At 66.2% G+C, this 18262-nt stretch carries 17 protein-coding genes; 13 read left to right on the forward strand and 4 right to left on the reverse strand.

Annotated elements, in window-relative coordinates:
* Positions 1-16: 16 nt before the first annotated feature.
* Both AC3WUF_RS03920 and AC3WUF_RS03925 read right to left on the reverse strand, forming a co-directional pair.
* Entirely contained in the window at positions 17-616 is a 600-nt protein-coding gene (locus AC3WUF_RS03920) for a redoxin domain-containing protein (protein ID WP_492422615.1), read from the reverse strand.
* 23 nt (positions 617-639) lie between these two features.
* Positions 640-2778: a protein-disulfide reductase DsbD family protein gene (locus AC3WUF_RS03925; protein WP_492422617.1), complete on the reverse strand. Its 2139-nt coding sequence runs from the start codon at positions 2776-2778 to the stop codon at positions 640-642.
* Between the two features lie 118 nt (positions 2779-2896).
* Here AC3WUF_RS03925 and AC3WUF_RS03930 point away from each other — a divergent pair, with 118 nt between their 5' ends.
* Genes AC3WUF_RS03930 through AC3WUF_RS03945 form a run of 4 tightly spaced genes read left to right on the forward strand, consistent with a single transcriptional unit; the run spans position 2897 to position 5562 of the window.
* Entirely contained in the window at positions 2897-3529 is a 633-nt protein-coding gene (locus AC3WUF_RS03930) for a DUF2845 domain-containing protein (RefSeq protein ID WP_492422619.1), read from the forward strand.
* Between the two features lie 13 nt (positions 3530-3542).
* Complete coding sequence (locus AC3WUF_RS03935) at positions 3543-3938, forward strand: DUF1499 domain-containing protein (protein WP_492422621.1); 396 nt, start codon at positions 3543-3545, stop codon at positions 3936-3938.
* A gap of 59 nt (positions 3939-3997) precedes the next feature.
* The gene (locus AC3WUF_RS03940; RefSeq protein WP_492422623.1) at positions 3998-5179 is read left to right on the forward strand and encodes a saccharopine dehydrogenase family protein; all 1182 of its coding nucleotides are present in this window, start codon (positions 3998-4000) and stop codon (positions 5177-5179) included.
* Positions 5176-5562 carry a DUF423 domain-containing protein gene (locus AC3WUF_RS03945; protein ID WP_492422625.1) on the forward strand — a complete coding sequence of 129 codons (387 nt, stop codon included), beginning with the start codon at positions 5176-5178 and terminating at the stop codon, positions 5560-5562. Before AC3WUF_RS03940 ends, AC3WUF_RS03945 begins: the two co-directional genes overlap by 4 nt.
* Here AC3WUF_RS03945 and AC3WUF_RS03950 read toward each other — a convergent pair.
* Entirely contained in the window at positions 5555-6256 is a 702-nt protein-coding gene (locus tag AC3WUF_RS03950) for a response regulator (protein WP_492422627.1), read from the reverse strand. The two genes, AC3WUF_RS03945 and AC3WUF_RS03950, sit on opposite strands and share 8 nt — an antisense overlap.
* Positions 6257-6556: 300 nt before the next feature.
* Between AC3WUF_RS03950 and AC3WUF_RS03955 the strand changes: the two genes are divergently transcribed.
* The 6 genes from AC3WUF_RS03955 to AC3WUF_RS03980 all read left to right on the forward strand — a co-directional run bounded on the left by AC3WUF_RS03955 (position 6557) and on the right by AC3WUF_RS03980 (position 14437).
* Positions 6557-7831 carry an RsmB/NOP family class I SAM-dependent RNA methyltransferase gene (locus AC3WUF_RS03955; protein ID WP_492422629.1) on the forward strand — a complete coding sequence of 425 codons (1275 nt, stop codon included), beginning with the start codon at positions 6557-6559 and terminating at the stop codon, positions 7829-7831.
* Positions 7832-7870: 39 nt separating this feature from the next.
* The gene (locus AC3WUF_RS03960; protein WP_492422631.1) at positions 7871-10015 is read left to right on the forward strand and encodes a RelA/SpoT family protein; all 2145 of its coding nucleotides are present in this window, start codon (positions 7871-7873) and stop codon (positions 10013-10015) included.
* Positions 10016-10111: 96 nt separating this feature from the next.
* Positions 10112-10495: a RidA family protein gene (locus tag AC3WUF_RS03965; protein WP_492422633.1), complete on the forward strand. Its 384-nt coding sequence runs from the start codon at positions 10112-10114 to the stop codon at positions 10493-10495.
* A 6-nt stretch (positions 10496-10501) separates the two neighbouring features.
* Positions 10502-12598, forward strand: a complete 2097-nt coding sequence (gene recG, locus AC3WUF_RS03970) for an ATP-dependent DNA helicase RecG (RefSeq protein WP_492422635.1) — start codon at positions 10502-10504, stop codon at positions 12596-12598.
* Positions 12599-12616: 18 nt separating this feature from the next.
* On the forward strand, positions 12617-13495 hold the full coding sequence (gene ubiA, locus AC3WUF_RS03975; RefSeq protein WP_492422637.1) for a 4-hydroxybenzoate octaprenyltransferase: 879 nt from the start codon (positions 12617-12619) through the stop codon (positions 13493-13495).
* A gap of 60 nt (positions 13496-13555) precedes the next feature.
* Positions 13556-14437, forward strand: coding sequence for an alpha/beta hydrolase fold domain-containing protein (locus AC3WUF_RS03980; protein WP_492422639.1), 882 nt, complete (start codon positions 13556-13558; stop codon positions 14435-14437).
* Here AC3WUF_RS03980 and AC3WUF_RS03985 read toward each other — a convergent pair.
* Entirely contained in the window at positions 14434-15171 is a 738-nt protein-coding gene (locus tag AC3WUF_RS03985; protein ID WP_492422641.1) for a ComF family protein, read from the reverse strand. The genes AC3WUF_RS03980 and AC3WUF_RS03985 overlap by 4 nt on opposite strands.
* Positions 15172-15270: 99 nt before the next feature.
* Between AC3WUF_RS03985 and bioB the strand changes: the two genes are divergently transcribed.
* From bioB to bioD, 3 genes are read left to right on the forward strand one after another with little or no spacing between them, the layout of a single operon-like run.
* A complete protein-coding gene (gene bioB, locus AC3WUF_RS03990) occupies positions 15271-16362 on the forward strand; it encodes a biotin synthase BioB (protein WP_492422643.1) in 1092 nt (363 codons plus the stop codon).
* Complete coding sequence (bioF, locus tag AC3WUF_RS03995) at positions 16362-17567, forward strand: 8-amino-7-oxononanoate synthase (RefSeq protein WP_492422645.1); 1206 nt, start codon at positions 16362-16364, stop codon at positions 17565-17567. The genes bioB and bioF overlap by 1 nt, the downstream gene beginning before the upstream one ends.
* Positions 17560-18261, forward strand: coding sequence for a dethiobiotin synthase (bioD, locus tag AC3WUF_RS04000; protein ID WP_492422647.1), 702 nt, complete (start codon positions 17560-17562; stop codon positions 18259-18261). Before bioF ends, bioD begins: the two co-directional genes overlap by 8 nt.
* Position 18262 lies beyond the last annotated feature (1 nt).

Below are 18262 nucleotides of genomic sequence, written 5' to 3' on the forward strand. Positions count from 1 at the left end.
CTGATGGACGACCTGGTCAGTATTTTACCGAACAGCCGTAAGGAGTGGTGACGGCCTGAGTGACCGGCTTGCCGGCCATCGCTTCGGTCAGGGCGACCCTGACGTAGGGCGTGGCCTTGGCGATGTCTTCGGCGTCGGCGCTGGCGATGCTGTCGATGCCGCCGGCATAGATCAGCTTGCCTTCCGGATTGATGACGAACATGTGGGGCGTGGTCTTGGCGCCGTAGAGATGGCCGAGGTCGCCGGCGGGATCCAGCAGCACCTGGCTCGGATGAGCGTTGCGGCTGGCGGTCAGGGCATTGGCGCCCTTGCCGTTGACATTGCCCTGCTTGCCCGGAGCCGAGGAGATCACTGAGAGCCAGACGGCGCCCTTGTCGGTCGCTTCCTTCTGCAGGCTCTGCATGTTGTTGGAGTTGTAATGCTTCTGAACGAACGGGCAGCCGTCGTTGGTCCATTCAAGAACGACGTACTTTCCTTTCAGGTCTGCAAGTTTTGTCGTGCCGCCGTCGCTGTTGGCGGCGCTGAATGCCGGTGCCGGCTGGCCGACGGTGGCGGCCGCATAAGCGGTACCGCTGAGCAGGCTGGCGGCGAGGGCGAGGGAAGACAGGATTCGCATGGGGGGCTCCGGTGTGCGCCGCGTCAATCCAGCGCGTCGATGACGATGTCGGGGGTCAGCAGTTGCGGCAGCACTTTCGGCTCGCCGCCGTTCACATAAACCAGGTACAGCGGTACGCCGTTGCGGCCGAAGCGCGCCAGTTCGGCAGTGATCAGCGGATCGGCGCTTGTCCAATCGCCGACCAGTGATGCGACATTACGTTCGGAGAAGGCATTTTGGACGCGCGTGCTGTGCAAAGTCGTGCGCTCGTTGACCTTGCAGCTCAGGCACCAGTCGGCCGTGAAGTCGACAAAGATCGTCCGGCCTTCGGCACGCAGCGCAGCGACGCGCTCGGTCGACCAGCTATTGTCCTGCGCGGTAACGGCGGTCTGCGGGCGAGCCGACAGCAGGAACAGCAGCGCGACCGCCGCCGCCAGCGCCGCCAGCTTCAGCAGGCGCGAGAACCAGCCGGTCCGGTGCCACAGCCACAATGCAAAGGCGATCGCGACCAGGCCGAGCATGACCTGCGCCGCGGCCTGCGCGTCGGTCTGCCGGCTCAGCACCCACAGCAGCCAGACCACGGTCAAATACAGCGGGAAGGCCATGAACTGCTTGAACTGTTCCATCCAGGCGCCGGGACGCGGCAGCCAGCGCGCGAGCGCCGGGAACCAGCCGAGCAGCAGGAACGGCAGCGCGAGACCTAGGCCCAGCGTGGCGAACACCAGCAGTGAGACGGCCGGCGGCTGCGTGATCGCATAGCCGAGCGCGGTGCCCATGAACGGCGCGGTGCAGGGGCTGGCGACCACAACCGCGAGCACGCCGGTGAAGAACGAGCCGGCCAGCCCCGGGCGCTGCGCCAGATCGCTGCCGAGGTTCATCGCACCCATGCCGAAGTGGACGACGCCGGACAGCGACAGGCCGAGCGCGAAGATGACGTAGGCCATCAGTGCGACAAACGCCGGCGACTGCAGCTGGAAGCCCCAGCCGACGGCCTCGCCCGCGCTGCGCAGGCCGAGCATGGCGGCGGCGATCGCGACGCAGGACAGCACGACGCCAACGGTGTACGCATAGGTCTGTCGACGGCGTTCCTTCGCCCCTTCAGCGCTGTCGGTATGACGCACGAGCGCCAGCGCCTTGAGCGACAGCACCGGGAACACGCAAGGCATCAGGTTCAGGATCAGGCCGCCGACCAGCGCCAACAGCAGCACCAGCGCCAGCGCGGGCGGCGCCGTGGCGGGCGGTGTCTCGCCGAGGTCCGTCAGTTCCGGCGCGATCCCGACGCCGATGCCGCCGTGGGCGTTGCGCGCGGGCTCTTCGCCGCCGGGGACCATCTCGACGGCGCCGGGCTGGGCGGAAATCTCCCACGCCTGGGATTTGCCGCCGCGCTCGATGACGAGGACGCCATCGACGCTGGCGGGTGCCTCGACGTAGTACGCGCTCAGCGCCTGGCTCAGGCGGAAGGTGCCGGCGTCCGTCGCCTGGCGCTGCGCTGCGGCGTGATTGACCAGGTCGTTGGCGAACGGAAAGAACGCCACCGCGTCCGCACCGTCGAGTTCGCTGCTCTGCAGGCCCAGGCTGATGCTGCCATCGGCGATCGCAAACTGCGCGGGCCAGTCGCGTGCCAGCTTCGGCAGTTCGTTGCGCGCCTTGGCGAAGGACGGCGCCCAGTCCGGGTCGATCTCGGCCTTGGCCGTCACCGGCAGGGTGAGGCTCAGCTCCGCCTTGCCGGGAATGCAGACGTCCTTGCAGGCCAGCCAGCTTGCCTTCGCCTGCAGCCTCAGCGGGCCACCGCTGGCGCCGCTGGCGAGGTTGATCGGCACCAGATGCAGTACTTCGCCGCTGTAGCCGTAATTGGTCAGATCGCCGAGGCGTTCGGCATGCGGAAAGGGCCAGTGGATTGCGCCGGCGCTGACCCCGTCGGGCAGGGTCCACTCGAGCTTGGTCGGGATGCCGGAGTCGCCCGGATTGCGCCAGTAGACATGCCAGCCCGGATTCGGCAGCACGCGCAGCGCGACCCAGTTCTCGCCGGCCTGCAGGCTGCGGCCCTCGGCGATCAGTTCGACCTCGACCTCCGCGCTGCGCGTCGGCTCGGCGGCGGCCGTGGCGCTGTGGAAGGCTGGAATCAGGGCGGCCAACAGGACCGAGGCGGCCCCGAGCAATGCGCGGGTATGGGTCGAAATCATCGATTCGGTCGGTGGAACGTGTGCAGGTAGACCGCGTGGGATCACGCAAGGTTCAGCCCGGGCTCATAGCCTAACAGGCCTCTCCTTCGGGATTTCCGCGACGTATAGTGCTGCCTCCATGAACGACCGCCGCCAAATCCGTACCCGTCTCCTCGGCGGGCTGAGCCTGATGCTTGGCGCGCTGCTGCTGGTGCCGCCGCCCGCGCAGGCCGGCCCGTCGATCCGCTGCGGCTCGAAGCTGGTCAGCGAGGGCATGCTGAGCGCGGAATTGCTGGCGATTTGCGGCGAACCGGATTTCCGCGACGTCTGGGCGCCGCCTGGCGGTACCGTGCTCGGCTATGTGGCGCCGACCGAGGAATGGACTTACAACCTCGGCTCCAGCCAGCTGCTGCGCGTAGTGCGTATCCGCAACGGCAAGATCGACCGCATCGGCACCGAAGGCTACGGCTTCGCGCCGCGTGGCCGCAGCAAATGCAGCATGGGTGACATCACGGTCGGCGATAGTAAGTACCGCTTGCTGGAGCACTGCGGCGAGCCGCTGACGAAAACGGCGGACTATGTGCTGCATGCCAATCCGCACCACGACCGGCGCTGGCGCTCGGACCTGCGCGACTACGGCAACAGCGGTGCGCCGGTGTTCCGGGAAGAGTGGGTCTATAACTTCGGCAGCAATCAGTTGATGCGCATCGTGCGTCTGGAAAACGGGAGGGTTACGGATGTGGAAACGGGTCGTCGCGGGTTTGATCGCTAGCGTCGCGGTGGGGGTGTCGGCCTGTACGACGACGTCGGAGCTGCGCCCGATCGACGAAAACCTGGCCCCTTGCGATCGTCCGAGCTGCGTGACCTCGCAGATGCCGGGCACCGATTTCTATATCGAGCCATTGACCTACCCAGGCGATGCGAACGCCGCGCGCCTCGCGCTGCTCAAGCTGATCCGCGAGATGCCGACCGCAGAAATCGAGGATTCGCGGATCGACTACATCCACGTCAAGTTCACGACGCCGAAGATGCGTTACGTCGACGATCTGGAGTTGCGCTTCGCCAACGAAGAGCGCGTCATCCACGTTCGGGCGGCGAGCCGCTTCGGTTTCTACGATCTCGCCGAGAACCGCAAGCGCGTCGAGCGGTTGCGCGAGCAGTTCGACGCGATCAAGCCCTGACAAGCGCCGATCGGCGACGCGGTATCATCGCCGCCCCGGAGAGGAATGTGGTGCAGTCAATGGTCAAGACGCGGGAATTCGACATCATCGTCTTCGGCGCCAGCGGGTTTACCGGCCAGCTGACGGCGGAGTACCTGGCGCGTCACGGCGGCAGCGATCTGCGCTGGGCGGTCGCCGGGCGCAATATCGACAAGCTCAAGCTGCTGCGCGCACGCCTGACCGATTCCAACGCGGCCTGCCGCGAACTGCCGCTGGTGATCGCCGATACCGACGATGCCGATTCGATGCGCCGCCTTGCCGAGGCGACGCGCGTCATTATCACCACCGTCGGCCCGTATCTGCAGTATGGCGAGCCGCTGGTGGCGGCCTGCGCGAAGGCCGGCACCGACTATGTCGATCTGACCGGCGAACCCGAGTTCGTCGATCGCATGTGGCTGCGCTACCACGACCAGGCGCGTACCAGCGGCGCGCGCATCGTCAACTGCTGCGGCTTCGACAGCATTCCCCACGATCTTGGCGCCTGGTACACCGTGCAGCAGTTGCCCGCCGGCGTGCCTCTGCGTGTCGAAGGTTTTGTGCGTGCGGGCGGTCAGTTCTCCGGCGGCACGCTGCACTCCGCGGTCGGCGCGATGTCTCGCATGGCCGAGTCTTACAAGGTCAGCCAGGCGCGCCGTCGCGAAGAGGGCTGGCCGGTCGACCGTCGCATCGGTTCGATTCGTCACGGTCTGCGCTACATCAAGGCCCTGGGCACCTGGACCTTGCCGCTACCGACGATCGATCCGCAGATCGTCCGTCGCAGTGCCGCGGCGAGTGAACGCTATGGGCCGGACTTCCGTTACGGCCACTTCGTGCAGGTCAAGAAACTCACCGGTGTTGCGCAGCTGGTCGGCGGCGTCGGCGTTGCAGTCGCCGGCAGCCAGTTCGCGGTGACACGCAAGCGCCTGCTGGCGCTGCGCAAACCGGGCGACGGCCCCAGCGCCGCGACGCGCGCGAAAGGCTGGTTCAAGGTCAGCTTCCTCGGCCACGGCGGCGGTCGCGAGGTGCGCTGCGAAGTCAGCGGCGGCGATCCGGGCTACACCGAGACCGCGAAGATGCTCGCCGAGTCCGCGCTGTGCCTCGCGCAGGACAAACTGCCGCGCACGTCGGGCGTCATCACGCCGGCGACCGCAATGGGCAACGCCCTGATCGATCGCCTGCAGTCTGCCGGTATCTGCTTCCGGGTTGTCGAGACGCGCAAATGAGTCTGTCCGCATCGCAAATCAGCATCGCGCTCGGCGCGCTTTATGGCTTTCTCGGTGTCGGCCTGGGCGCCTTCGGCGCGCATGCGCTGCGCACGCGCTTGAGTGCCGACATGCTCGGCGTATGGAAAACCGCCGTCGAATACCAGATGTTCCATGCGCTGGCGCTGGTCGGCGTCGGCCTGCTGCTGAGGCAGGGCGCGAGTTCGACCCTGCTCAACAGCTCCGCCGCCTGTTTTGCCGGCGGTGTGCTGCTGTTTTCCGGCAGCCTTTATGCACTGGCGCTGTCCGGCGTGCGCGTGCTCGGCGCGATCACGCCGCTCGGCGGTCTGCTGTTTTTGATCGGCTGGGCGCTGCTGCTCGTTGCGACGCTGCGCTCTACTTGAGCGCTTTCAACAGGGCCTCGCGCAGCTGGGCGACGGCCTCGTCGCGCGCCTTGGCCTGAACGGCCTTGATGTCCTTGCCAAGCTGCTCGCGCAGGGCTTTCAACTCCGAATCGAAGTGCTCGCGCAGCGCGGCCAGCTCGGTCTGATGCTGGGCCTGGATGCGCGCCAGTTCCGCACCGAGATCGCCGCTTGCGGCGCTCGCCGCCGGCTGGGTTGCCGCAACCGCGGAACTGACCGCCGACGACACCGCTGAAGTCACCGCGGACACCGCCGCGGATGCGGCGGCGGCCAGCTTGGTCTTCGCCGCCGGTCTGGGTTCGCTGATTTCCGGCTCCACATGCTGCAGCACGCGCTGCAGCTGCTGCGGCGTCGGCGGTTTTTGCAGGACGTCCAGCGCGCCGTGGCCGCGCGCTTCACTGATGAAATCGGCACCATCGTTCGACGAGCAGATGATCACCGGGATCGCCGCGGTCTTCGGGTTCGCCTTGATCTGCCGCAACGCTTCGAGGCCGTCTTCGCCGGGCATGACGTGATCGAGAAAGATCAGATCCGGTGTCTGCGTATCCAGCCATTCGTAGGCGGCGCGCGCGCTGTCGGTGGCGTCGGTCGCGAAGCCATGGCTCTCCAGCGATTTGCGCAGGGCGAAGCGGGCGGAGCGGGAGTCATCGACTACTAGCGCAGTGAGCTGGCTCATCGTGGCGGCGGCGTGTGGGGGAACGCTGAATCTAGCACCGTCCGCACGCGGTGCGGCAAGCGCCCACGAAAAAGCGGCAGCCCCTTCCGGGACTGCCGCTCAGTAAGTGCTTCTAGCTTGTTGGTGCGAGCCTTACTTCTTCTTGGTTGTCTTCTTTGCAGCCTTCTTCGTCGCTTTCTTGGCAGCCATGTTGACCTCCGCAATGGACAAATGAATGGTGGCGCTGAAAGCCCCGTGCCCACAGTCCGCCAACCACGACTGATAGTGTCACCGGCCAAGTCCGGGCACAATACCTTGTATATGCGAGCCGACGAACGGTCATCTGCTGTCCCCCAGCCACGGCGGATTTATCCGGCCCAGTGGCAGCTGGCCGTCGAGGTGCTGGCCAGCGTGATCGCCGAAGGCCGTGCGGCGGATCGCCTGCTGCAGCATGAGTTCCGCCAACGCAAGCAGATGGGCGGCCGCGACCGCGCGATCGTCAGCGATCTGGTCTACGGCGTGCTGCGCGATCTGCGCCGGCTGCAGCGCATCGCCGGCGACGCCAGTGCGGCGAATTGCTGCGCTTTGCTCGCGCTGGAAAACAGCCAGATTGATGTCGCCGGGCTGCAGCGGCTTGGCCTCGACAATGTAGACGCATTGGCCGCGAGGCTGGCCGCTTTCGACGCCACGACCCTGACGCCGGCCGAACGCAGCAATGTGCCGGATCAGATCTACGCGATCTGGAGCCAGCATCTAGGTCCGGTGGAGGCGGAGCAACTCGGCGTCGCGCTGCAGGGCCAGGCGGCGGTCGACCTGCGCGTCAACACGCTTCGGGCAACGCCGGCAGCGGCCATGGCCGCATTGAGCGAAGACGGTCTTGAAGCGGAGCCGTTGAAGCGGGTGCCCAATGGCCTGCGCCTGCACAAGCGCGCGGCCCTGCAGAACTCCAGGGCGCATCGCGAAGGGTGGATCGAGCCGCAGGATCAGGGCAGCCAGATGCTGGCCTTGCTGGTCGGCGCGCAACCCGGCGAGAAAATTGCCGACTACTGCGCCGGCGCCGGTGGCAAAACCCTGGCACTGGCGGCGCAGATGCAGGATCGCGGCGAGCTGTGGGCGATGGACAGCGAAGCCCAGCGCTTGCAGCGGCTGGTGCCGCGCCTAGAACGCGCCGGCATCACCTGTGTGCGGGTGCAGGCGCTCGATGCGGGGAACGCCGATGCGCTGAACGGCTATTTCGATGCGGTGCTGGTCGACGCACCCTGCTCGGGCAGCGGCACCTGGCGTCGTCAACCGGAAGCACGCCTGAAATCCCTGGATCTTGCCGCGCGGGCGCAATTGCAGGGGCAGATCCTGAGCAGTGCCGCGCAGCTGGTGCGCCCCGGCGGGCGCCTGATCTATGCAACCTGCAGTCTGCTGCCGGCCGAGAATCAGGAAGTTGTCGCGGCGTTCCTGGCGGCGCATCCGGATTTCCATCGGGCCGATGCCTCCACGGTGCTGGCGCGTGCCGGCGTCGAGCTGCCGGGCGCTGAATTGCAGTTGTTCCCGCATCGTCACGACACGGACGGTTTTTTCGGTGCCTGCCTGACGCGAAGCTGAGTCCCGTCGGCCTATACTCTGGGCATGGAAATGACGGTCATGCAGCGCATTGGCAACGCGATTCGCACGCAGCGGGTCGAGCGTGCGTTTGGCGTCGACGCGCTGTGCCGTTTGCTTGACGGCTATCTGCCGGAAACCCAGGTCGCCGAGGTCCGCCGCGCCGCGGAATTTGCGACTGGCGTGCACGACGGTCAGCGCCGCACCTCCGGCGAGCCGTACGTTTATCACCCGCTGGCGGTCGCCCGCATCCTCGCCGAAATGCGCATGGATCAGACGACGCTGATGGCGGCGATCTTGCACGACGTCATCGAAGACACCGGCGTGTCCAAGGAATCGCTGGCGCTGGAATTCGGCGAAGAGGTTGCCGAGCTGGTCGACGGCGTCAGCAAGGTCACGCGCATCGAAGGCCACACGCGCGCCGAGATGCAGGCGCACAGCTTCCGCAAGCTGCTGATGGCGATGACCAAGGATCTGCGCGTGATCCTCGTCAAGCTCGCCGATCGCCTGCACAACATGCGCACGCTCGATCACGTCGCGCCCGACAAGCGCCGCCGCATCGCGCGCGAGACGCTGGATATCTATGCGCCGATCGCGCAGCGTCTCGGCATCTATTTCATCCGTACCGAACTCGAAGACCTGTCCTTCGAAGCGCTGTATCCGAAGCGCTATTCGGTGCTGCAGCAGTCGGTCAATGCGCAGCTCGGCGACACCAAGCGGCTGATCCGCGAAGTCGAGCAGAAGCTGTCGACCACGCTGCGCGAGGAAGGCATCGGCGCCAGCGTCGTCGGCCGCCAGAAGAACATGTACAGCATCTACCAGAAGATGCTGCGCAAGAAGCTCAAGCTGTTGAAGGTCATGGACCTGCTCGGCTTCCGCGTCATCGTCAACAAGGTCGACGACTGCTATCGCGCGCTCGGCGTCGTGCACCACGTCTACAAGCCGGTGCCGCAGGAGTTCGACGACTACATCGCCAACTCCAAGCGCAACGGTTACCAGTCGCTGCACACGGCCTGCGTCGGCCCCGGCGGGCACAAGATCGAAGTACAGATCCGCACGCGCGACATGCACCACGTCGCCGAGGCGGGCATCGCCGCGCACTGGCAGTACAAGCAGGGCGCGCGCGATGGCAGTGCCGCGCCGCAGGCCCGCGTGCGCGAGTGGGTCGCCGGTCTGTTCGACGATTTCGGCTCGGCAAGTCCGATGGACTTCGTCGAGAACGTCAAGGTCGACCTCTATCCCGACGAGGTGTATGTCTTTACCCCCAAGGGCGAGATCCGTCGTCTGCCGAAAGGCGCGACGCCGGTCGATTTTGCCTACGCCGTGCATTCGGAACTGGGCGATCACTGCGTTGCCGCGCGCCTCGACGGCCAGCTTGAGCCGCTCAACAGCCTGCTCAGCAACGGCCAGACCGTGCAGATCATCACCGCGCGCCACGCGCGGCCCAATGCCGCATGGCTGAACTTCGTCAAGACGGCGAAGGCGCGCTCCGCCGTGCGCAACTTCCTGCGCCTCCAGCACGAGGACGAAGCCGTGCGCCTAGGCCGCCGTCTGCTGGAGATCGCCTTGCGCGAGCTGTCGGTGCCGGCCGCCGTGCTGAAGGACGAGGCGCTGCTCGCGCCGGTGCTGGCGGCGCAGAAGCTCAACGATGTCGAAGAGCTGTATGTCGCAGTCGGCAGCGGCCAGCGTCTCGCTGCGCTGGTGGCTCGCCACTTCTTGCCCAAGGGCGAAGAAGGCAGCACGGTCGGCGGCGCCGCCGCATTGGCAATCGAAGGCACCGAAGGTCTCGTGCTCGATTACGCGCGCTGCTGCCACCCGCTGCCGGGCGACAGCATCCGTGGTTATGTCAATGTCGGTCGCGGCATCGTCGTGCATCGCTTCGAGTGCAAGCACGTCAAGGGCAGGCCGCAGGACTGGGTGCCGCTGGCCTGGTCGGACAAGGTGCAGGGCGACTACGTTTCCGAAGTGCGCATGAAGGCGCACAACAAGCGCGGCCTGCTTGCACGCATCACCGCGGAAATCTCCAACGCCGAAGCATCGATCGAGAACGTCCAGATGCCGGACCGCGCCGGCGGCGAGGCGATGGAAATGCGCTTCCTGATCACCGTGCGCAGCCGCGTCCATCTGGCACGCGTGCTGCGGCGCATCCGTCGCATCGAAGGCGTCGAGCGCGTCTACCGCGACTAGGCAGGTTCCCGCGATTGGGGATTTCACCGAGGTCATTCCGGCGGCGGCAATGCTAGGCTTGCAGCCCCAAGAACATCGCAGCCGGCAACATTTCTTATGACCCGAAAAATCATCCAGACCGACCGCGCCCCCGCGGCGATCGGCACCTACTCCCAGGCCGTGCAGTGCGGCGATACCGTCTACCTGTCCGGCCAGATTCCACTTGATCCGGTGACGATGACGCTGCGCAACGCGACGATCGAAGAAGAGATCCACCAGGTGTTCGGCAATCTGCGCGCCGTCTGCGAAGCGGCCGGCGGTTCTCTGGCCGGCATCGCCAAGCTCAACATCTTTCTGACCGACCTCGCGAACTTTGCGACGGTGAACCAGATCATGGCCGAGTACTTCACTCAGCCTTATCCGGCGCGCGCCGCGATCGGTGTCGCCAGCCTGCCCAAGGGTGCCCGCGTCGAAGCCGACGGCGTGCTGGTGCTGGGCTAGCTCCATTTGCCTGCCGTCCGCACCAGCAAGCCGGGAGCGCGTCCGCCGCTGACGCTGGATACCGAGCTGACGTATCTGAAAGGTGCGGGACCGGCAGTGGCGCAACGCCTGCGCGCGCTGAATCTGCGCCTCGTCCGCGACCTGCTGTTTCACCTGCCGCTGCGCTACGAGGATCGTCGCCAGCACACACCGTTCGCGCAGTTGAAGACGGATCAGGACGTGCTGGTCTGTGCGCGGATCGCCGCCGCTGACGTCCGCTTCGGCGGGCGGCGCACCTTGCGCGTCGTGCTCGACGATGGCGGCCGCGTGCTGCTGCTGCGCTTCTTTCACTTCAACGATGCGCAGCGCCAGAACCTGAGCATCGGTCGCTGGATGCAGGCCTACGGCACGGTGCGTATCGGCACTGCCGGCGCGGAGATGGTGCATCCGCAGTATCGCGTCGCCGACGATCCGGCGGAGCTGCAGCCGGACCAGCATCTCGCCGCGATCTACCCGTTGACGACCGGCATCACGCAGATTCGCCTGCGCAGTCTGATTGCGCAGGCGCTGCAGGTCGCGTCTGGCGATGCCGAGCTGGCGATGCAGCTTCCCGGCCTCGATGGGCCGCCGACGCTCGATGCGCTGCGCCTGATCCATCAACCCGCCAGCGATGGCGACGCGAGCGCCCTGCTGGCGCACAGTCACCCGGCGCAGCGCCGCCTCGTCCGCGAAGAACTGCTGGCACATCAGCTCGGCATGCGCTTGTTGCGCAGCCGTCTGCGTTCCCGGCCGGCGGCGCGGCTCGCCGAGGGTGCGGCTGCAGTCGCGGATCTGCGATCGGTGCTGCCGTTCCAGCCGACCGGCGCGCAACACCGCGTGCTCGCCGAAGTCGTCAGCGATCTGGCCGGCCAGCGACCGATGCTGCGCCTCGTGCAAGGCGATGTCGGCTCGGGCAAGACCGTCATTGCCGCCGCCGCGTTGCTCGCTGCACAGCGTGCTGGCTTGCAGGCCGTGATGGTGGCGCCCACCGAGCTGCTGGCCGAGCAGCATCTGCGCACGCTGCTGGCCTGGTTTGCGCCGCTCGGCATCGAGCCGCTGTTCCTCGCCAACCGCGTCAAGAAGGCGGAGCGCGAACGCGTGCTGGCGACGCTGGCGTCGAAGCAGCCGGCCATCGCAGTCGGCACCCACGCCTTGCTGCAAGAGCAGGTTGCCTACGGCGGTCTGGCGCTGGCCGTCGTCGACGAACAGCACCGCTTTGGCGTCCAGCAACGGCTTGCACTGCGCGAGAAAGGCGGCGCCCGCATACCGCATCAGCTGATCATGTCGGCCACACCCATCCCGCGCACGCTGGCGCAATCGATCTATGCCGACCTTGATGTCTCGGTCATTGACGAACTGCCGCCGGGCCGCACGCCAGTGACGACGGTTGTCGTTTCCAACGAACGACGCGACGAAGTGCTGGCGCGAATTGCAGAAGCCTGCGCGCAAGGGCGGCAGGTCTATTGGGTCTGCACGCTGATCGAAGAGTCGGAGGAACTCGATGCGGAAGCCGCCGAGGCCACCACGGCGCGTCTGCGCAACGACTTGCCCACGCTGCAGGTCGGCCTCGTCCATGGCCGGCTCAAGTCCGACGAGAAAGACGCGCAGATGCGCGCGTTCAAGCAGGGCCAAACCCAGCTGCTCGTCGCAACGACAGTGATCGAAGTCGGCGTCGACGTACCCAACGCCAGCATCATGGTCATCGAGAATGCCGAACGCCTCGGTCTCTCGCAGCTGCACCAGCTGCGTGGCCGTGTCGGCCGCGGCAGCCAATCCAGCCAATGCGTGCTGCTGTACCAGGCGCCGCTCGGCGACATGGCACGCGCACGCCTCGAAACCCTGCGCTCGACGACCGACGGCTTCGCGATCGCCCAGCGCGACCTCGAACTGCGCGGCCCCGGCGAACTGCTCGGCCGCCGCCAGACCGGCGACATCGGCATGAAGCTCGCCGATCCCGTGCGCGATGCCGCGCTGGTGCCGCCACTGCAGCAGCTCGCTGATCAATGGCTCGTCGAGCAACCGCAACGCGCGCGTGCTCTGATTGCACGCTGGGTCGGTGATCCGGAACGCTACGCGCAGGTGTGAACTTCTAAAATCGCCAACATGACGATGCTGACCAGCAAGTTTCGCGACTATCTCCTTCTCATGCGTGTCGATCGACCGATCGGCATCTACCTGCTGCTGTGGCCGACGCTGTGGGCGCTGTGGTTCGCCGCGGAAGGTCTGCCGAATCTGCATGTGCTGCTGGTCTTCGTCGTCGGTACTGTGCTGATGCGTTCCGCCGGCTGTGCGATCAACGATTTCGCGGATCGCGATGTCGATCCGCTCGTTGCGCGCACGAAGGACCGGCCATTGGCGGCGGGTCGAGTGACGCCCGAGGAGGCAGTGCGCCTGTTCGTCGCCGTGGCATTGATCGCCTTTGGCCTGCTGACTTCGCTGAAGAACACGCTATGCCTGATTCTGGCCGTGCCTGCGGTGCTGCTCGCGGCGGGGTATCCGTTCTTCAAGCGCTTCTTCAGCATGCCGCAGGCGGTGCTTGGGCTGGCGTTCTCGTGGGGCATTCCGATGGCGTATGCCGCGGTGAATCACACGGTGAACTGGGCGCAGGTGCTGCCGTTGATGGCGGCCAACGTCTGTTGGGTGATCGCTTACGACACCTGGTATGCGATGGTCGATCGCGCGGATGATCTGAAGATCGGCGTGAAGTCTTCGGCGATTCTGTTTGGCCGCCACGATCGTCTGTTCATTGCACTGTTGCAGGGCGCGGCGCTGTTGTTGCTGATCCAGTTGGGCCTCAATACCGGGCGCGGGTGGGCGTTCTTCGCCGGGATCGCGGTCGCGGCCTGGCTGATGGTCTACCAGCAGTGGATCACGCGTGACCGCGAGCCTGCGGCGTGCTTCCGCGCGTTCATCAACAACAACTGGTTCGGACTGGCGATCTTCATCGGGCTCGCCGTCGACTACGGTCTTTCGCGAGGCTGAGCGGCATCCGGACCGCTGTTCTTCCCGTAATGGTTGGACACCCGATCGAGAGCCGAACTGATGTCGTTCCGTCTGAAACTCCAGTTGCTGCTGAGCAGTCTGCTGTTCGCCGGCTGTGTCACTCACACCGGTCAGCCCGCGGGCGCTGTGACGCGCGATCATGCAAAGCACGATTTTCAGCGCAGCGACAAGCTGACCTACACCGCGCCAGCGCAAAAATCACCTCAGTACGCGGACCTGTTCTTGCCGAAAGATGTCGCGGCAGCGCCGGTCATCGTGCTGGTCCACGGCGGTGGCTGGCGGCGCGGCGAGCGCGGCGAGATGGATGGCATTGCCGAGACAGCGGCGCAGCGCGGCTATGCGGTGCTCAATATCGACTATCGCCTCGCGCCGGCCGATCCGTATCCGGCGGCGGTGGAAGATGTCCGCGCCGCGATCGCCTGGGTGCGTGCGCATGCCGCAGAAAAGAACCTCGATCCATCGCGCGTCGCGGTCTGGGGCTATTCCGCGGGTGCGCATCTGGCGGCGTTGGTCGCGACGCAAAGCGCGCCTGCGGAGCAGCGGCCCAATGCATTGGTCGCTGGCGGCATTCCCGCAGATATGGTGCGCGCCTCGGACAGCGATCTGGTGAAGGCTTTCATGGGCGGTGATGTCGCGGCGATGAAGGATCGCTACCGCGAGGCTTCGCCGTTGCTACAGGTCAGCGCCGATGATCCTCCCGGATTTTTCTACCACGGCACCTGGGATCTGATCGTCTGGCCTGGTTACTCGGAACAAATGTACGCCGCCCTGGGCAAGGTGGGCGCGCCGTCCGAGCTGTTTCTGATTCACGGGCTCGGCCATATCGCGACGTTCGTGTTCGATGGTCGCGCAGTGAATGCGGCGCTGGATTTTCTTGATCGCCAGATGCCGGCGGCAGCCAGGGCCGCGCAACGCGACTAAGGTGTGCGCGCGACGGCCCAGGCCTCGATGCGTTGAGCGCCTGCGCGCCGGCAGGCGCGCGCCAGTTCATTGAACGTCGCGCCGGTTGTCATGACATCGTCGATCAGGGCGATGTGCATGCCGGACAGGTCCGCGTCGACCGTGAAGGCGCCGCGCATGTTGCGCCGGCGGGCGACCGCGCTCTGACCGATCTGGTCCTCGGTCTGCCGCAGGCGCCGCGCCAGGCCCGAATCCATTCGCAGTTTCAGCATGCTGGCCAGATGGCGACCGATCTCAGCCGCCTGGTTGTAGCCACGGCGCATCAACCGCCAGGGGTGCAAGGGGACGGGAATCAGCAGCGACGGCAGATCGTCATCGCGCGACTGCAGGGGCTGCAGCATCTGCGTTGCTAGCCAGTGTGCCTGGGCAAAATCGGCGTGGTACTTCAGCGCGTGAATTGCTTGCTGGACCGGCGCCTGCAGCCGGAATGCGGCGCGGCTGCTGTCGAATGCGGGCGGCTTTTGCAGGCATTGCGGGCACAGCTCGCTGGCCGCCAGCGGTAGCGCGCATTGCCGGCAGGCGTTCGAATTCCAGGGCAGGGCGGCGCTGCAATCGGCGCAGAGTTGTCCCTCATCCAACGCGACCGCGCAGCACCGGCAGCGCAGCGGCAGCAGGGTGTCGAGAAGCCCGCGGGCGAAGTTGTAAACCATGACGTCGGCAGTTTGGTTGACATCCCTGCGCAGGGCAATGCACATTGCGCGTCGCCAGCGGGCTCGAAGATGAGCCTAATTCTGTATTTAAATTATTTTATTCAATAAATAAGCACACCTGACGGGCGTGCTCCGGAGTCTGTGATGTCGCAAGCTGAAGTTCGCCACGACTGGACGCGCGCCGAGGTGCAGGCGCTGTTCGAACTGCCGTTCAACGATCTGCTGTTCCGCGCGCACACGCTGCATCGCGAACATCACAAGCCGAACACCGTGCAGCTGTCGACGCTGCTGTCGATCAAGACAGGGGCCTGTCCGGAAGACTGCTCGTATTGCCCGCAGTCGGTGCGCTTTGAAACCGGTTTGAAGAAAGATCCGCTGATGGAAGTCGATGCGGTCGTTGAAGCGGCGCGCGATGCCAAAGCCAACGGCGCGACGCGCTTCTGCATGGGCGCGGCCTGGCGTTCGCCGAAGGATCGCGATCTCGACAAGATCGAGGCGATGGTTCGTGAAGTGAAGTCGCTCGGCATGGAGAGCTGCATGACGCTCGGCATGCTCAAGGAGCATCAGGCGCAGCGTCTTGCCGACGCCGGTCTCGATTACTACAACCACAATCTCGATACCTCGCCCGAGTTCTACGGCAAGATCATCACGACGCGCACCTATCAGGATCGTCTCGACACGCTGGAGAACGTCCGCAAGGCCGGCATGAAGACCTGCTGCGGCGGCATCGTCGGCATGGGCGAGCAGGAAACCGATCGCGCCGAGCTGCTGCGCCAGCTGGCGACGCTGCCGGCGCATCCAGACAGCGTGCCGATCAACAACCTCGTGCAGGTCGAAGGTACGCCGCTCAAGGGCGCCGAAGAACTCAACCCGATCGAGTTCGTCCGCACGATCGCTGTGGCGCGCGTGCTGATGCCGAAGACCCAGGTGCGTCTGTCGGCAGGCCGCACGGCGATGACCGACGAGATGCAGGCGCTATGTTTCTTCGCCGGCGCCAACTCGATCTTCTACGGCGACAAGCTGCTGACGACGCATAATCCGCAGAACGAGAAGGATCGCGCGCTGCTCGCGCGCCTCGGCATTCAGGCCGAAGGCGGCAAGCCGGGCAATGTCCACGGTCCTGCGCATGAGCATGCGCACGAACACGAACACGAACACGAACACGCTGGCGCCTGTTGCCCGCCGCCTGCGCTTGCTGCCGCGCCGCTCGCGCAGGCGGCCTGCTGCAACGACTGATGGTCGCAACCGCGCCCGGCGCGGCGAGCCCGGAGCGGCGTCTCGACGACCGGCTGGGCGCGAAGCTTGAGCGACTGCGCGACGCGCAGCTGTATCGCGTGCGCCGCGAAGTCGATGGCGCGCACGCGGTTGCCATCACGGTCGATGGCCGCCAGTGCCTGAACTTCTGCAGCAACGACTATCTCGGCCTCGCGAGCGATCCGCGCATCGCCGCCGCCGCGAGCGCCGCGCTGGCGACGTCCGGCACCGGCAGCGGCGCTGCTGCCCTGGTCTCCGGCTACAACCGCGAACACCGCGCGCTGGAAGAAGCGCTCGCGGCATTCACCGGACGTCCGCGTGCCTTGCTGTTTTCCAGCGGCTGGGCGGTCAACCTCGGTGTGTTGCGTGCGCTGCTCGGCAAGGGCGACACGCTGATCGCCGATGAACTCAATCATGCGTCGCTCATCGACGGCGGGCGCCTTTGCGGCGCGAACTATCGGCGCGTTGCGCATGCGAGTGTCGACCATTACGCCGAAGCGCTCGCGCAGCCGCGCAGTGGCGAGACGCTGGTCGTCACCGACGGCGTGTTCAGCATGGACGGCGATATCGCGCCGCTGCCGGAATTGGCCGCGCTGTGTGCGGCGGGCGGCGCGAGTCTGATGATCGACGACGCGCACGGCTTCGGCGTGCTCGGTCGGCAGGGGCGTGGCGCCTTGGAAGCGGTCGGGCTTGGCAATGACGATGTGCCGGTCTACGTCGCCACCCTGGGTAAGTCGCTCGGTGCTGCCGGCGCCTTCGTGGCCGGCAGCGACAACCTGATCGAGTACCTGATCCAGCGCGCGCGCAGCTGGGTCTTCTCGACCGCGCCGCCGCCGTCCATCGCGGCCGCTGCACGCGCCGCGTTGGCGATCGTCGCCGGCGAAGAAGGTGCACAGCGCCGCGCGCGCCTGCAGCACAACATCCGGCGCTTGCGCAGTGCCTGCGCGCAGCTGGCGATTCCGCTCGGCGATTCGAACACCGCGATCCAGCCGCTGATCATCGGTCCGGAAGAGCCCACGCTCGCGCTGTCGCGCAAGCTGCTCGACGCCGGCATCTGGGTCGCGGCTATCCGTCCGCCGACGGTGCCGCTGGGGACTTCGCGTCTGCGCATCACGCTGTCTGCCGCGCACGACGACGAGCAGATCGATCGCCTCGTCGAGGCGCTTGCCGCGGCGCTGCGTGGCTAAGTCGGATTTCAATGCGGCTGCCGTCGCGAGCAGCACGCTGTTCGTGACCGGCACCGATACCGGCGTCGGCAAGACCCTGATCAGCTGCGCGTTGCTGCGGCAGGCGCGTGCGCGCGGATTCAGCGCAGCGGGATACAAACCGGTTGCTTCCGGCTGTGAGCGCAGCAGCGAGGGTTTGCGCAACGACGATGCGCGGGCCTTGCTCGCCGAATCGAGTCCGGGACTGGCGTATGCGGCGGTCAATCCGGTCGCGCTGGAGCCGGCCATTGCACCACACCTCGCCGCACGGCAGATCGGTCTTTCGATCGATCCGCTGATGCTGACCGGAGGGTACGTTGCACTTGCGCAGCAGCATCAACGCATCGTGGTCGAAGGTGCCGGCGGCTGGCGCGTGCCGCTGGGCGATCAGCTGGGTTTCGATGACTGGGTCGCCGCCCGCCAGTGGCCGGTGCTGCTGGTCGTCGGCATGCGTCTGGGCTGCATCAACCATGCCTTGCTGAGCGCGGATGCGATCCTGCGTCGTACGCGGCTCGCGGGCTGGGTCGCCAACGTCCTGCCGCCGCAGCAGGAGAACTGGCAGGACAACGTCGAGACGTTGAAGGCGCGGATGCCGGCACCCTTGTGCGGCATTGTGCCTGCAGGCGCGGATGTCAGCGCCGCCGCCGCGGCGCTGAGCGTTGCGGATTTCCTGTAGC

The organism is Fontimonas sp. FW305-C-3 (assembly GCF_058783185.1).

Bases quoted from the DNA above. Each gene is read 5' to 3' on its own strand.
- AC3WUF_RS03920 (WP_492422615.1), bottom strand. From the start codon at position 616: ATGCGAATCCTGTCTTCCCTCGCCCTCGCCGCCAGCCTGCTCAGCGGT.
- AC3WUF_RS03925 (WP_492422617.1), bottom strand. From the start codon at position 2,778: ATGATTTCGACCCATACCCGCGCATTGCTCGGGGCCGCCTCGGTCCTG.
- AC3WUF_RS03930 (WP_492422619.1), top strand. From the start codon at position 2,897: ATGAACGACCGCCGCCAAATCCGTACCCGTCTCCTCGGCGGGCTGAGC.
- AC3WUF_RS03940 (WP_492422623.1), top strand. From the start codon at position 3,998: ATGGTCAAGACGCGGGAATTCGACATCATCGTCTTCGGCGCCAGCGGG.
- AC3WUF_RS03945 (WP_492422625.1), top strand. From the start codon at position 5,176: ATGAGTCTGTCCGCATCGCAAATCAGCATCGCGCTCGGCGCGCTTTAT.
- AC3WUF_RS03950 (WP_492422627.1), bottom strand. From the start codon at position 6,256: ATGAGCCAGCTCACTGCGCTAGTAGTCGATGACTCCCGCTCCGCCCGC.
- AC3WUF_RS03955 (WP_492422629.1), top strand. From the start codon at position 6,557: ATGCGAGCCGACGAACGGTCATCTGCTGTCCCCCAGCCACGGCGGATT.
- AC3WUF_RS03960 (WP_492422631.1), top strand. From the start codon at position 7,871: ATGCAGCGCATTGGCAACGCGATTCGCACGCAGCGGGTCGAGCGTGCG.
- AC3WUF_RS03965 (WP_492422633.1), top strand. From the start codon at position 10,112: ATGACCCGAAAAATCATCCAGACCGACCGCGCCCCCGCGGCGATCGGC.
- ubiA (WP_492422637.1), top strand. From the start codon at position 12,617: ATGACGATGCTGACCAGCAAGTTTCGCGACTATCTCCTTCTCATGCGT.
- AC3WUF_RS03980 (WP_492422639.1), top strand. From the start codon at position 13,556: ATGTCGTTCCGTCTGAAACTCCAGTTGCTGCTGAGCAGTCTGCTGTTC.
- AC3WUF_RS03985 (WP_492422641.1), bottom strand. From the start codon at position 15,171: ATGTGCATTGCCCTGCGCAGGGATGTCAACCAAACTGCCGACGTCATG.
- bioB (WP_492422643.1), top strand. From the start codon at position 15,271: ATGTCGCAAGCTGAAGTTCGCCACGACTGGACGCGCGCCGAGGTGCAG.
- bioF (WP_492422645.1), top strand. From the start codon at position 16,362: ATGGTCGCAACCGCGCCCGGCGCGGCGAGCCCGGAGCGGCGTCTCGAC.